The sequence below is a fragment of the Haloferax sp. KTX1 genome, assembly GCF_902410085.1.
GTDB classification, from domain to species: domain Archaea; phylum Halobacteriota; class Halobacteria; order Halobacteriales; family Haloferacaceae; genus Haloferax; species Haloferax massiliensis.
Map to the genome: position 1 here is coordinate 20,515 of NZ_CABPRH010000017.1, position 14,531 is coordinate 35,045.

A 14,531-nucleotide genomic window follows, 5' to 3' on the forward strand; every position below is an offset into this window, starting at 1 on the left:
ATCGGCGCGGGAAAACTACTCGTTCGGATACGTCTCTCGCTTAGCTAGTCTCCCGAAAAGGTGGCTGTAGTGTACGTCGGACCCGCGCAACCAGTGTGTCACGTGTCACTCGCGGCCCTCTTCGAGTGATGCGAGTATCTGTTGTCCCACTCTCAGAAGGTGGCCGAGATATTCTTCGTCTAGAGACACGACGATTCGGTCGGTCGAATCGTACTGAATCAGTCCCGAACTGTCCAGTTTCGGCAGATGCACGTGGTGCAGTTGTCGCGTATACTTTTCTTTCGACGGAATCGGCGCTGCGGAACCCGGTCCGCGTTCACCTGCCCACTCGACCTCGGTCGCCAGCGTATCGAGTGAAATCGGGGTCCCCTGACGCCGGAGCACGTGTAGGATGCGGTTTCGGTGGGGATTCACGAGCGTATCCGAGACCGCAATCAACTCGACGACGTGATCCGACTGACGACGGTTATCTCCTCGGGTCATGGATCGGTGGCAGTCGGCATCCCCGCCGTCTGGAAGACGACACGTCCCGCTGTCTGAACGCCGGTTGGCCACGTCGTCGCCTTCTCGGGGCGACTGTGCGTGCGGTCGGCGCTTCCTCTCGGTGTTTGCCCTCGGTGGACGACCCACCACCCACCCGACCCCGTGTCCTCTCTATTAGTCGACATGCGCTACAGAGTCGTTCGAATCGGGTGAAAAGATACTTACTAGCATATCAGATTGACTATCGCAAACTCTCTAACATTTTAGCCAGCGGTCGTTCCCCGCGGGGACAACAGAGTTCGCCGTCGTATCGGTGTCAGCGATGTCTCGTTCCCGTACTCCACACGCCGGGCGCGACGAGAGGCGGTGTATCTTCTATCGACGGAACTGATTTGTAGTACGAATGACAACCTCACTGTATGACTTCGGCTGCACCGACCGCTGTCGACGTAGCGGCGAAGGTCGACGACATCGGACCGCCCGGGACGCCGGTGACGACACCGGAGGTCGCCGAGGGGTACGATTGCACCACGCGAACGATCTATAACCGACTGTCGTCGCTCGTCGAAGACGGCGTGCTACGGACGAAGAAGGTCGGCGCGAACAGCCGCGTGTGGTGGCGTCCCGCGGCTACCGACCCGCCGGCAGGTGGGGCCCCGGAGGAGAGAGAGCGGATTCGCGCTCACCCGGTCTTCGACTCCGCGTTGGTCGGTGTCGTCGTCTGGGGAGAGGAGATGACGATTAGCGACGCGAACGGGGCCTTTCTGGAGATGGCCGACCTCGACTACGAGGCGGCGATCGGGACGTCTTGGCGGGAGCTCACGCCCGAGGAGTTCCATCCGGACAGCGAGCGACACGTAGAGCAGACCGTCGGGACCGGGAGCGGCGTCCCCTACGAGAAGCAGTACTACCGCGCCGACGGCTCGCGCTTCTGGGGGCTGTTCGAATCGCGGCGGGTGGAGGGGGTCGGGTACGTGGAGTTCGTCATCGACATCACCGAGCGCAAGGAGGCCGAAGCCGAACTGCGAGCGCGCGAGGACCGACTGGATGCGTTCGTCACGGCGACGTCCGAGGTCGTCTACCGCATGAGCCCCGACTGGACCGAAATGCACTACCTCGACGGCAAGGATTTCGTCGTCGACACGGAGGACCGGCGGGGCACGTGGCTCGAAGAGTACCTCCCGGAGAACGAACGGGAGCGGGTGATGGCGGCCATCCAAGACGCCGTCGAAACCAAGAGCACGTTCGAACTGGAACACCAGGTGGTGCAGGCGGACGGAACCCGGGGGTGGGTACACGCCCGCGCCGTGCCGGTGCTGGACGACGACGGCGAAATCGCCGAGTGGTTCGGAACGTCGACGGGCATCACCGAACAGAAGCGCCGCGAACGACGCGAACAGTTCCTGCTCGCGCTGAGCGACGCGATTCGCTCGATTTCCGACCCGGTCGAGATACAGCGGGAGGCCGCTCGCGTCCTCTGCGAGGAACTGGGCGCGGACCGCGTCCAGTACGGCGAAGTGCTCGACGACGAGAACACGAACGTCGTCCGCGCGGATTACCACCACGACGAGATGGCGTCTCTCGCCGGCGAGCACCGCCTCGACTCCTACGGCGAGTACGTCACCGACGGATTCCGCGCGGGCGAAACCCTCGTCGTAGACGACCTCGAAACGTCCCCGACCCTGAGCGAAGCGTCGCTGGAGACGTGTCGGGGGGCACAGATACGCGCGTGGGTCGGCGTCCCGCTCGTCAAGGACGGGTCGCTCGAAGCGTTCCTCTCGGTCACGGAGTCCGCAGCGAGGGAATGGACCGACACCGAGGTCGCGATGGTCGAGGAGACGGCCGAGCGGACGTGGGGGGCCGTCGAACGCGCCCACGCCAAGCAGGACCTCCGCGAGAGCGAGGAGCGCTATCGCACGCTGTTCGAATCCATCGACGAGGGCTTTTTCATCGTCGAGGTGATATTCGACGAGGACGACGACCCCGTCGATTATCGCTTCTTGGAGACGAACCCGGCCTTCGAGAGCCAGACCGGCCTGACCGACGCGGAAGGCGAGCGAATGCGAGACCTCGAACCGAACCACGAGGACCACTGGTTCGAAATCTACGGTCGCATCGCCCGAACGGGTGAGCCGGAGCGGTTCCAGAACGAGGCGAAGTACATCGGCGATAGATGGTACAACGTCTACGCCTTCCGCATCGGCGACGCGGACGAGCGCAAAGTCGCCGTGCTGTTCAACGACATCTCCGAACTCAAACGCACCCAGCGGGCGCTCGAACGGCTCACCGGTGCGAGCAGGGAGCTGATAGACGTGGACACGGAGACGCTCCACGACCGGGTGGCAGACCTCACGGTGGACGTGCTCGATGTCGAGTACGCTGCCCTCTGGCGGTACGACGAGGCGGACGGTGACCTGACCGAAGCGACCAGTGCTCTCAACGCGGGCAGCGAGACTGACGCAGTCCGGCACCCCGACGATATCTCCGACCACGTCTGGCAGGCGTTCGTCGGCGACGAAATCGCCGTCAGTAACGACCTCTTCGCCGAGGGGACCGCCCCTGACGGGGCGACCCTGCGGAGTCGGTTGCTTCTCCCGCTGGGGAGACACGGGGTCGTCTGCGTCGGCTCCCTGCAGTCGCACGCCTTCGACGAACGGGTCGTCGGGCTCGCCGAGACCCTCGGGGCGACGCTCGAAACCGCGTGGGACCGCGCCGAGGGCGAACATCGACTGCAGGCGCAGAACGACGAACTGCAGCGCCTCGACCGACTCAACAGTCTCATCCGGGGAATCGATCGAGTGCTCGTGGGGGCCGACACCCGCGAGGAGATCGACGAGGCGGTCTGCGAGCAGTTGGCCCGTTCGGACCTCTACGAGTCGGCGTGGCTCGCCGCCTACGACGGGGAGTCGGACACGCTGCGGCCGCGGGCTTGGTCCGGAATCGACAGTCGCTATCTGGACGACCGGACGGTCACCGCGGGAGACGCGTCGGGCGACGACCCGCTCGTCGCCGCCCACCGGACCCACGAGATGCAGGTCGTCTCTGACGTCGCCGTCGACGCCCGCGTGGCCTCGTGGCGCGAAGCGGCCCTCGAACGCGGCGCGCGCTCGTGTATCACCGTCCCGCTCGTCTACGAGGGGTCGATGTACGGTATCCTCACCGTTTACGGTCGGACGCCGAGACCGGACGACCGCGAGACGGAGGTGATCGCGGAACTCGGTCAGACGATAGCCCACACGATTCACGCCGCCGAGACGCAAACGACGCGACGGCCCGACAGCGTCGTCGAACTCACGTTCCGGACGCGGAACGCGGAGACCCCGCTCGCGCGCCTCTCCCGGGAGACCGACTGCGACATCACCGTCGAGGGGCTCGTTCCCAGCACCGCTACCGACGAACTGCTCGTGTTCTTCACAGCGAGCGGCATCGCCCCGGACGAGCTCTCGGCCGCCGGCGAGCGGATTCTCTCCGTCGACGACCTGACCTGCCTCGACGAGCGCGAGGACGAGAGCCTGTTTCGGGCCCGACTGACCGACCAACTGCTCGTGTCGGTGCCGGTCGCCCGGCACGCAATCGTCCGGTCGGTGGCCGTCGAGGCGGGAACCGTCACGGTCGTCGCGGACCTCCCCGAGACGGGAGTCGTCGGCGAGTTCCTGGACGAACTCCGACGGGACCTGCCGGACCTGGAACTGCTCGCCCGGACGACGCGAACCCGCCCCCTCGAAACGCAGTCCTCGCTCCGGATGACCCTCGAAGACCGCCTCACGCCCCGGCAACTCGAAGTGCTCCAGACGGCCTACGAGAGCGGGTACTTCGAGTCCCCGCGCGTCCAGACCGGCACGGACCTCGCCGCCGTCCTCGATATCTCGCAGGCGACGTTCACCTACCACCTCCGGGAATCCCAGCGACGACTCTGTGCGCTGGTCTTCGAGTCTGCCTAGACTCGTTTCGGGGGCGACTTCCCGGCGCTCCCGGCATCGACGACGGACCGGGACGGCGGCCCGTCGATTGCCGTGACCCCGGCCTGTCATCGAGATTCAGCCGTCGCGTCCCGTAGTCCGTTCGTTCGATGAAACGCTGTGTCGCCCATGAAACGACGTCCCATCGGTGCGTATAAACTCGCCTTGTCCGTCCTCGCGACAATGAACTCGATGGGTTCGTCGAACACGCTCGCCCCCGTTCGGTCCCGACCGGGAGCGAGTGTGAACAGACGGGGACCGAGTACCGGAACGGGCGTGGGTATCGGGAGGCGCGGAGCGTGAGTCGCTCCGAGACGCGATTGCGTGCGGTCGTGAGTTCGCTCCTCCTGATATCCGCGCTGGTCGCGGGCGTCACTGCGTTCTCCGGCGCGGCAGCGGCGGTCGATGCACCGACTGAATCCGAGTGTGCCGCCCTCTCGTGGTCCACGCGAACGGTCTCGGGCGAGACCTATTACGAGGTCGCCGCGGTGGACGAACTCCAGTGTATCGAGACGAACGGACTGGGGGAAAACTACGTTCTGACCGAAGACATCGACGCGAGCGAGACGAGCAGTTGGAACGGCGGCGCCGGGTTCGACCCCGTCGGAGACGAGAACAGCGAATTCGCTGGGACCTTCGACGGCAACGGCCACGCGGTCTCGGAACTCACTATCGACCGAGGGGGGACGTACTCCGTCGGTCTGTTCAGTGAGGTCGGGTCGGGAGGAACGATTACGAACGTCAGTCTCGCGGGTGGCTCCGTCACCGGCGCGAGAAGGGTCGGACAGCTCACCGGATTTAACGACGGGACAATCGAGGACGCCCACGCCACTGGTGCGACCACCGGGACCGAGCGGGTCGGCGGCCTGGTCGGCCGGAACGACGGAACGCTTCGTCGCTCCTCCGCGAGCGGGGAGCGAACTCGTGGGACCGATTGGGTTGGCGGACTGGTCGGTTACAACCGGGGGACGGTCGATCGCTCCTTCGCCGCAAGAGCCGTCGTCGGAGAGGGGGGAAGTTTCGATGGCGCTTCCGTTGGTGGGCTCGTCGGCGTCACCACCGGAGCGATAACCGATTCCTACGCCACCGGAGCGGTTTCCGGAAGCTGGTACGTCGGTGGGGTGCTCGGGTCCTACCAGATGGCCCCCGGGGGAACGGTTCGGCGTTCCTACGCCACCGGGGCCCTCAGCATCGGCGACGAGACGCAGGGAATCGGTGGCATTGTCGGTGGCTCCGCCGTTAGTCCTGTTACCGTGGAGCGGGCCTATTGGGACGTGGGAACGACGAACGAGGCGAGCGTGAATGATGGGACTGGATGGGACCCGATAACGGTGACCGAGGTCGGCGGCTTCGGCGCGACGGCCGACACCGCCCCCGCCCCCGAGATGCGGGGCGCGAGCGCGGAAACGAACCTGACCGCGCTCGATTTCTCGGGGACGTGGGAGACCGTCGAGCGCGGGGACACCGACGCGGCGACGGGCGGCTACCCGATACTGCGTTCGCTCGACCGGGGCGACCAACTGCGAGCGCAGGGTATCGCAAACCCCACCGTCGAATCGATTACCCGGACCAGTCCGACCGGGCGGGTGACCGCCGCCGGGAACGTGACGTTCACCGTGGCGTTCTCGGAGCCCGTCACCGGCGTCGACGCGAGCGATTTCGCGCTGACGACGACCGGAACCGCGACGGCGGCGAACGACGACGGCGACATCTCGGTCGCCGGCGGTGACGACCGGTACACCGTCGGCGTCGCCGATGTCTCCGGCGACGGCGACCTCCGGCTCGACCTCGTCGACGACGACAGCATCACCGACAGCGACGGTACCCCGCTGGTCGAAGCCGGGAAGTCCGGCAGCGCCGACGGGAGCTACGCGACCGGCGAGACCTACACCGTCGACACCACCGCACCCGTCGCCGTGCCGGAGAGCGATTCGAACCCGGTGGACCAGCGCAGTCCGGTCGCGTTCGACGCCTCGGCGTCGACCGACAACGTCGGCATCGCGTCCTATCGGTGGAACTTCGGCGACGGGTCGCCGAACGCGTCCGGTGCGACGCCGAGTCACACCTACGCGGGGCGCGGCACGTACACCGTCACCCTGACCGTCGTCGACGCCGGCGGAAACACCGACACGGAGACGCTGGAGGTGACGGTCCTGCTCGCCCGCGGCGACGACGACGGACCGCGGGACGGTTCGAACGAGCCGCCGGCTGCGAGCGACGACTCGTACGCCATCCCCGCGGGGACGCGGTACGACGTGACGACCGAGCGCGGACTCCTCGCCAACGATAGCGACCCCGAAGACGCGGTGGACGCGCTCTCGGCGTCGGTCGTGAGCGCCCCCTCGAACGGCGCGCTCGAACTCGCCCCGAACGGGTCGTTCGCGTACACGCCGAACGACGGGTTCACCGGGACGGACTCGTTCACCTACGCGGTGAGCGACGAAGCCGGTCTGGCGGACGAGGCGACGGTCACGCTCACCGTCCGACAGACCAACGACGGCGTCCGCTCGACGTTCGACGACGCGTCCGACATCCGACGCCAGTTCGACTTGCCCGCGGACGCGACGCCGACGTACGCCGAGCGGGTGTCGCTTCCGACGGACGGCTCCAGCCCCGCCTCGGTGACGTTCACGCGGAACGCGACCGTGTCCCGGATTCGATTCGCCCCCGACACCGAGGTCCGCGGTGACTTCGCCGTGGTCGAATTCGCCACGAGCGAGTCCGTCCCCGGAGCGCTCCCCGGGCGGTTGCTCGTCGCACTCCAGCTACTCGGGCCGCCATCGGCCGCGAACGCGTCCGCAACCGTTCACATGCGGATTCCGCGGGCCGACCTGCGGGCGGTGGGCGCGAACGCGTCCGCCGTCCGGGTCGCGCACCACGTCGACGGGCGCTGGCGGCTATCGAACGCGAGCGTCGTGAACCGAACGGCTCGCACAGTCACGGTCGGTGCCGCGACGACCGGGTTCTCCCCGTTCGCAGTAACGGTCGTCGGAACGCCCGAGGCCTCGGTGTCGGGGATGCCGACGACGGTTTCGGTCGGCGAAGCGTTCGAACTCGACGCGACCGGATCGTCGACGCCGTACGGGAACCTCGTCAGGTACGAGTGGTCCGTCGACGGACGTAGTCGGTCCGGTGAGACCGTGACGATGCGACTCGACCGACCGGGGACGTACCCGATCGAGTTGGCGGTGACGAACGACGCGGGGCGAACGGCGACAGTAATCGAGACGGTCGTCGTCGAGGGCTCGGATACCTCGACGCCGGCGGGCGCGTCGGGTAACGCCTCAGAATCCGACGCGTCCCGAGACGGTCGGGAGTCGTCTACCGACACTCCGACAGGGTCAGCGCTCTCGACCGACGTCGACGGCCCCGGGTTCGGCCTCGTCAGCACGCTGCTGGCGATACTGCTCGCGGTGACCGTCGTTCGGCGTCGGTGACCGGGCGCTCTCGGTTCGAGGCCGAAGCGGCGGCCCGTTTCTGAAACGTTATATGGAATCGGTCGGACACGACTGATATGGACTACTCGGGCCTCGACCGCGACACGACGCTGTTGCAGCGGGCTCCAGTGTTGGCTGCCTGTCGGGACGGCCCGGTCGGCCGTTCGACCATCGCCGAGCGCGCCGGTTGCTCGCGGACGACGGCCTATCGGGCGACCACCGACCTCGAACGGCGGGGACTCGTCGAACAGGCCAACGGCGGGTACCGCCTCACCGGACTCGGGAGCACGCTGCTCGACTGCGTCGATGGGTTCCGGGAAGCGGTCGACGGTGCCAGACGCCTCCGGCCGGTGTTAGCCCGCATCGACGCGGCGGAACTGCGTGAAAACACGCGGCTGTTCGCAGACGCGACCGTCGTTGAGGCCGACCCCGAGGCCCCCTACGCCGTCGAACAGCACCTCGACACCCTCATCGCCGATACCAGTGACCGAATCTGTGGCGCCGCGACGAGTTTCGGCTCGCCCGGACTGCTCGCTCGCACGGTCGAGCGAGTCGAGGCCGGCGTCGAGTTCGAGTGGGCGCTTCCGACGGCGGTACTGGACCGCCTCGAACGACAGCACGGCGAACTGCACGCGACGGTACTGGCTCACGATAACGCCGCCGCGTACGTCGTCGACGACGTCGCCGTCGACTTCTCCTGTTACGACGACACGCTCGTCCTCACGGCCTTCGACGCCGGTCGGGGCACACTGACGGCCATCGCGACGACAGACGACCCCGACGCCGTCGCATGGGCGGAGGAGATATTCGAACGGTACCGTGACGCTGGCGAACTGGTGGCCTGACCGCGGCTCTTCCCCTCGCCCGCGTCGCCACCGCGATACCGTCTCGGCCGATAAAATGACATAGTATTTATATTCTCGGGTGAGCTCTGCCGTCGAGCGAACCGAAGCGATCAGACAGTATAGTATTGCATAAATTATGTGGAGTCCTTCGGTGTTCGACCGGCATCTCACCCGCGGGTTCCGGAGCCGGACAGTCGGTGCCACCCGTCCGAACGAGACACGGCAGATAACGCCCCTCACAGTCGTGTTTCTCATAGATTCGACGGGGTAACGAAGCCGTCGGAATCGATCGCGAAGCGCGTGAACACCGCGACACCACGAGTCGCTGATTCACCCATTAATAATGTTGTTTCTACCCAATACTACTTGCTATCGTCGGTCGACTTCGAGGAGATTCCCTCGTATCAATCCCCGACGTATCAGATGAGCGTCCGTTATTGGGACCGCTTGGGGACCGCTCTCAGCGTCGAGATACGGACGACCGATGGCCTCGATGCGCGAGTGTGTCCGAGTCGTTGAGCGACCGCGATGACGGTGGGAGACGCCGTGACGACGCGTGCGCTCCGCGACCGTCGCCCCGAACTGTTCGTTCCAGTGTGGGCGTCTGCTCGTATCAGTCGTCGACAGACTCCGTGGTCTGAGCCGATTGGCCCCGTTCTCGCGGGGTTCGCTTACCGAGTTCGCCGCTCGCAACCATCAGCGCCGCGAGCATCACCAGCGCGCCGACGAGGAGGACGGTCAGCACGTCCGGGTCCTGGAAGTTCTGCGCCCCGACGACTAACGCGGCGGAGATATTCCGCTGTGCCGTTCCCAGCCCCAGCACCGATTTCCGGTCGGTCGCGTCGCCGCCGAGGAGATAGCCGATGGCGAACGCCCCGGCGACGAACGCCAGCAGGGCGACGAGCACGCCCGTCCCGAGGACGGCCAGCAGGTTCTGGACGTTCAACACCAGCATGAGCACGACGAGGAACACCAGCGCGGTGGTCGACGTCTGCGCCATGATGGGTTGGACGCTCGCGGCGAGGTCGGCGTAGCGGGCGTTCACCACCAGTCCGAGGGCGAGCGGGAGGAGCATCAGCAGTATCAGCGAGTTCGCGATGTCGAATGGATTCACCTGAACGCCCGGCAGCAAAAGCGGTAACACCAACGGGACGTACGCCACCGTCGTCACCATCAGGAGCACCATCACCCCGACGCCGAACGCGACGTTCCCCTTCGCCACCTCGACGAGTTTCGGGAGGAACGGTGCTCCCGCCGCGGTCGCAAGCAGTAGCAGGCCGATGGCTTGCCCCTCGGTCATCGGGACGACGGCGACGAGTGCGTACCCGAGCACCGGGACGAACACGAAGTTCGCCGCGAGCGCTTTCGCCACGACGGCCACGTCCTTCAGCGGGTCGAGTATCTGGTCGAGCGTCAGGCTCAACCCCATCGCAAGCATGCTGGTCACGACGAAGACCAACACCGACAGCGTTGCGAGTGATTCGAGGACGACGGCCATCGTCGGTGGTCCTCCGAGCTACTCCTGTGCCATGATGCGGTCCATCTCGGCCTCGGGGTGAACGAACGCATCTCCGCTGACGTCGACGGTCACCCGGGCGATGTCGCCAGTGAACGCGAACGGCACTCGCTCGCGGTACGCCGCGGTGACGGTGCTGAGCGCGTCGCGGCCACAGCTCAATCCCGCGGTGAGCCCCATCGTTATCGGGAGCGTCCGGGGAATCGTTCCCTCGCCGACCCGTTCGTCGTCGTAGTAGAGTCGGACCGTCCCGGGCGCGCCCTTCCCCTCGGCGGGGTCCGCCTCGCCGGTGGCCTCGAACTCCATCCGGAGGCTGACTTCGCCCTCCGGGACGCGCGTCTCGGCGACGACGTCGTACTCCTCGACGCCGACGTAGTTGTAGGCGTAGTGCAGGCGGTCGTCTTCGACGTACAGCGAGTACCCGCCGGAGCGAGAGCCGTGGGCGAGGAGGGTCCCCTCCGCGCCGCCCTCTGGGATGGTCACGTCCGCGGTGATGCTGTGGCTTCGGTTGAGCACCTTGACCGCGGCGTTCTCGGGGACGTACTGGCCGCCGGGGTAGTAGACGTACTGTTCGCGGGGGCGACCCGGCTCCGGGCGCTCCTCGACGAAGCGCTGGACGCTCCGCCCGTCGAGCGGCAAGACGTCGTACTTACCGGCCTCGGTCCACCACAACTGGACGAGTTCGAGCAGTTTCTCGGGGTGGTCGGCGGCGACGTCGTGGGCCTCCGAGAAGTCTTCGGCGACGTGGTACAGCTCCCAGTCGGAGTCCGCGAGCGAGGTGGTCGAGAGGTCTTCGGCGGTAATCTCATCGCCGAGCGGCCACGGGTGAACGGCCCGCCATCCGTCGTGGTAGACCGCCCGGTACGCGAACATCTCGAAGTACTGGCTCGTGTGCCGTTCGGGCGCGTCGGGGTCGTCGAACGTGTACGCGAAACTCGTCCCTTCGATGGGAGACTGGGCGATGCCCCGTATCTCGTCGGGAGCCGCCACGCCGAGCAGTTCCAGAACCGTCGGGACGACGTCGATGGCGTGGACGAACTGGCTCCGTATCTCGCCCGCCGCGTCGATACCCGCGGGCCACGAGACGACCATCGGGTCGCTCGCGCCGCCGCGGTGCGTCTCGCGCTTCCAGCGTTGGAACGGGGTGTTACCGGCCCACGTCCAGCCCCACGGGTAGTGGTTGAAGTAGTTCGGGCCGCCGAGTTCGTCCATCGCTTCGAGGTTGTCTTCGAGGCTCTCCGGGACGTTGTTGAAAAAGCGGTTCTCGTCGACGGACCCGGTCGGGCCGCCCTCGGCGCTCGCCCCGTTGTCCGAGACCATCACGACGAGCGTGTTCTCCAACTCGCCGAGTTCTTCGAGGTAGTCGAGGAGTTTTCCGACCTGCGCGTCGGTGTGTTCGAGGAAGCCCGCGAACACCTCCATCATCCGCGCGTAGAGTCGCTGTTCGTCGTCGGAGAGGGTGTCCCATCGCCGAACGTCCGGGTTCTGGGGCGAGAGCTCGGTTCCTTCGGGAACGACGCCCAGTTCGATTTGTCGCTCCAGAATCCGCTCGCGGGCCGCGTCCCACCCCATGTCGAACTCCCCGGCGTACTTGTCGGCCCACTCCCTCGGCACTTGGTGCGGCGCGTGACACGCGCCGGGACAGAAGTACGTGAAAAAGGGCTTTTCGGGGTCGACCTGCTTGGCGTCGCCGATAAACTCGATGGCCCGCTGTGCGAGGTCCTCGGTGAGGTGATAGCCCTCGGCCGCCGTCGCCGGGGGGTCGACCTGGTGGTTGTCGTAGACGAGCGACGGGGTGTACTGGTCGGTGTCGCCGCCGAGGAAGCCGTAGTAGCGTTCGAACCCGCGGCCGAGCGGCCAGCCGTCGTACGGACCGGCCCCGCTCGTCGCCTCCGCCGGGGCGAGGTGCCACTTCCCGACGGCGAAGGTGCTGTAGCCCTGTTGGCCGAGCACCTCCGAGAGGAAGCCGTTCTCGTGGGGAACGTGGCCGTTATAGCCGGGGAACCCCGTCGATATCTCGGTGATACCGCCCATCGCGTTCGAGTGGTGGTTGCGCCCGGTCAAGAGACACGAGCGCGTGGGCGAACAGAGCGCGGTCGTGTGGAAGTTGCTGTACTGGAGGCCGTTCTCGGCGAGTCTATCGATGTTCGGAGTGTCGGCGAGGCCGCCGTAACAGCCCAACTGGCCGAATCCGACGTCGTCGAGGACGACCATGAGGACGTTCGGAGCGGTCTCCGATGCTCGGGTCGGCTCGGGCCACCAGGGTTCTGATTCGTCGTACGTGCGGCCGATTCGGCCGTGAAACTCTTGCTGGGACATGGTCTGGACGTTCTGGTCGTTGCATCAGCACCGAGTTACTGTCGCGGACGGACAGTTTGTGCAGCAGCCAATGACAACGAAACTATCGATGTGTCGTCTATTAAATCTATTTCGATGACAATTGTATAGTCAGCCGCCGACAACTGTCTGGGCGGGCATCATCTGTCGATAGCCGGTCGTGTCGGCACAGAACCATTTATCTATATTTGAATCGAATACGAGTCATGGCCGGGGTCGAAGAGCAGTTACTGACGCTGCTGTACCTGTTCGGGGTCGCCGCAGTCGCCGGTCTGCTCACGGTTCGATACACCCGTCTGCAGTACACGACCGGACTGCTACTTGCCGGGTTACTCATCTCCGTGCTCGGTTCGCCCGTCGAGGTCGCTCTCACGTCCGACCTCATCCTGCTGGCGCTGCTCCCGGCCCTGATATTCAACGACGCAATCGGGATCGACGTCGAGGCGTTCCGCGAGAACCTCGTTCCGATACTGGTGCTCGCGGTCGTCGGACTGCTGTTCTCCATCGCGCTCATCGCCGTCGTGGGACAGTTCGCGTTCGGGTTCTCGCTGGCGGTCGCGATTCTCTTCGGTGCGATTATCATGCCGACCGACCCCGTGTCGGTCCTCGCCATCTTCGAAGACCTCGGCGTTCCCGAGCGACTCAACATCCTCGTCGAGGGTGAGAGCCTCTTGAACGACGGCGTCTCTATCGTGGTCTATTCGTCGGTCCTCGCGGTGTTCGTCGAGGCGAGGTCGCGGGGGCTCACGGTCCGGGAGTTCACCACTATCGGCGCGTTCATCACCGACGTCGGTCTCGGCATCGTCGTCGCGCTCGTCGGCGGGGCGCTCGTCGGGGCCGCGGCCGGGTACGTCGGGTACGCCCTCGTCTCGCGGGCGGACGACGAGCTAATCGCGGTTGTCCTCTCGTTTCTCGTCGCCTACGGCGTCTTCATCTTCCTCGACATTCTCGGCAGTAGCGGTGTCATCGGCACGCTGACCGCCGGTGTCGTCCTTGCGAGTCGCCTGAGCCGCACGGCGGTTTCCCCCGAGACGAGTTACACCGTCGGCGCGGTCTGGGAGTACGCGGCGTTTATCGCCAACACGCTCGTCTTCGTCGCGCTCGGGGTTATCACGCCCTTCGACCTGCTTCTCGAATACGGTGTTCAAATCGCCGCCGCCATCGTCTTCGTGTTCCTCGCGCGGGCGGTGGTCGTCTACCCGCTCGTCGAACTCCTCAATCGGTGGTCGAGCCCCGCGATTCCCCGCGGCTACCAGCACGTGCTCGTCTGGAGCGGTATCCACGCATCGGTCTCTGTCGCGCTCGTCCTCGGGTTCGCAGAGGAGTTCGCCGGCCCTCTCGCAGAGCAGCTTTCGGCGCTGGTGTTCGGCGTCGCCGCGTTCACGCTCCTCGTCAACGGGCCGACGATGGGAGCCGTCATCAGTCGCGTCGGAATCAGCGGACAACGGCCGTCGCAACGGCTCTACGAGGCGCTCGTCGGCCGCTTGCACGGCGTCGACGCCGCGCTCGATACCGCGGAGCGACTGCTCGAACAGGACCGCATTCCGACGAGCGTCTTCGATGACCTCACGACGGCGTACAAACGCGAACGCCTCGAACTCGAAGCCGCCGTCGAATCCCTCCTCGCGCGGTATCCGGACATTCGAGAACACGAGGAACGACTCGGGCGCCATCGCATCCTCATCGCGGAGTTCGAGGCGATTCGCGGGGCAATCAAGCGAGGAGAGATAGGTCAGGAGGTCGGCGACCGCTTGTTGCGTGACGTCGAAGCGGACATCGACCACGCCCTCTCCGACGAAGGGACAGTTCCCGGGTCGAGACCGGGTCGGGACCCCTACTGGCGTCACCAACTCGAACAAGTCGGCCTCGATGCCGAGCGGGACGACGACGCAACTATCGGCGAGGAAACGGAGGGGTTCTGACGCCACCTGACGCAACCCGACGACCCTGACGA

At 66.0% G+C, this 14,531-nt stretch carries 6 protein-coding genes; 4 read left to right on the plus strand and 2 right to left on the minus strand.

Annotated elements, in window-relative coordinates:
* Positions 1 to 902 precede the first annotated feature (902 nt).
* From FY251_RS19080 to FY251_RS19090, 3 genes are all read left to right on the plus strand, one after another.
* Positions 903 to 4,424, plus strand: a complete 3,522-nt coding sequence (locus FY251_RS19080; protein WP_148416583.1) for a bacterio-opsin activator domain-containing protein — start codon at positions 903 to 905, stop codon at positions 4,422 to 4,424.
* A gap of 317 nt (positions 4,425 to 4,741) precedes the next feature.
* Complete coding sequence (locus FY251_RS19085) at positions 4,742 to 7,879, plus strand: PKD domain-containing protein (RefSeq protein WP_148416584.1); 3,138 nt, start codon at positions 4,742 to 4,744, stop codon at positions 7,877 to 7,879.
* Positions 7,880 to 7,956: 77 nt separating this feature from the next.
* Positions 7,957 to 8,724: a winged helix-turn-helix domain-containing protein gene (locus tag FY251_RS19090; protein ID WP_148416585.1), complete on the plus strand. Its 768-nt coding sequence runs from the start codon at positions 7,957 to 7,959 to the stop codon at positions 8,722 to 8,724.
* 613 nt (positions 8,725 to 9,337) lie between these two features.
* Here the strand turns inward: FY251_RS19090 and FY251_RS19095 are convergent.
* Positions 9,338 to 10,222: a bile acid:sodium symporter gene (locus FY251_RS19095; protein ID WP_148416586.1), complete on the minus strand. Its 885-nt coding sequence runs from the start codon at positions 10,220 to 10,222 to the stop codon at positions 9,338 to 9,340.
* 18 nt (positions 10,223 to 10,240) lie between these two features.
* Positions 10,241 to 12,559, minus strand: coding sequence for an arylsulfatase (locus FY251_RS19100; RefSeq protein WP_148416587.1), 2,319 nt, complete (start codon positions 12,557 to 12,559; stop codon positions 10,241 to 10,243).
* 224 nt (positions 12,560 to 12,783) lie between these two features.
* Between FY251_RS19100 and FY251_RS19105 the strand changes: the two genes are divergently transcribed.
* Positions 12,784 to 14,499, plus strand: a complete 1,716-nt coding sequence (locus FY251_RS19105; RefSeq protein WP_148416588.1) for a sodium:proton antiporter — start codon at positions 12,784 to 12,786, stop codon at positions 14,497 to 14,499.
* Positions 14,500 to 14,531: the final 32 nt, after the last annotated feature.

Excerpts from the sequence above, each read along its gene's own strand:
- FY251_RS19080 (WP_148416583.1), top strand. The coding sequence starts at position 903 with ATGACTTCGGCTGCACCGACCGCTGTCGACGTAGCGGCGAAGGTCGAC.
- FY251_RS19090 (WP_148416585.1), top strand. The coding sequence starts at position 7,957 with ATGGACTACTCGGGCCTCGACCGCGACACGACGCTGTTGCAGCGGGCT.
- FY251_RS19095 (WP_148416586.1), bottom strand. The coding sequence starts at position 10,222 with ATGGCCGTCGTCCTCGAATCACTCGCAACGCTGTCGGTGTTGGTCTTC.
- FY251_RS19100 (WP_148416587.1), bottom strand. The coding sequence starts at position 12,559 with ATGTCCCAGCAAGAGTTTCACGGCCGAATCGGCCGCACGTACGACGAA.
- FY251_RS19105 (WP_148416588.1), top strand. The coding sequence starts at position 12,784 with ATGGCCGGGGTCGAAGAGCAGTTACTGACGCTGCTGTACCTGTTCGGG.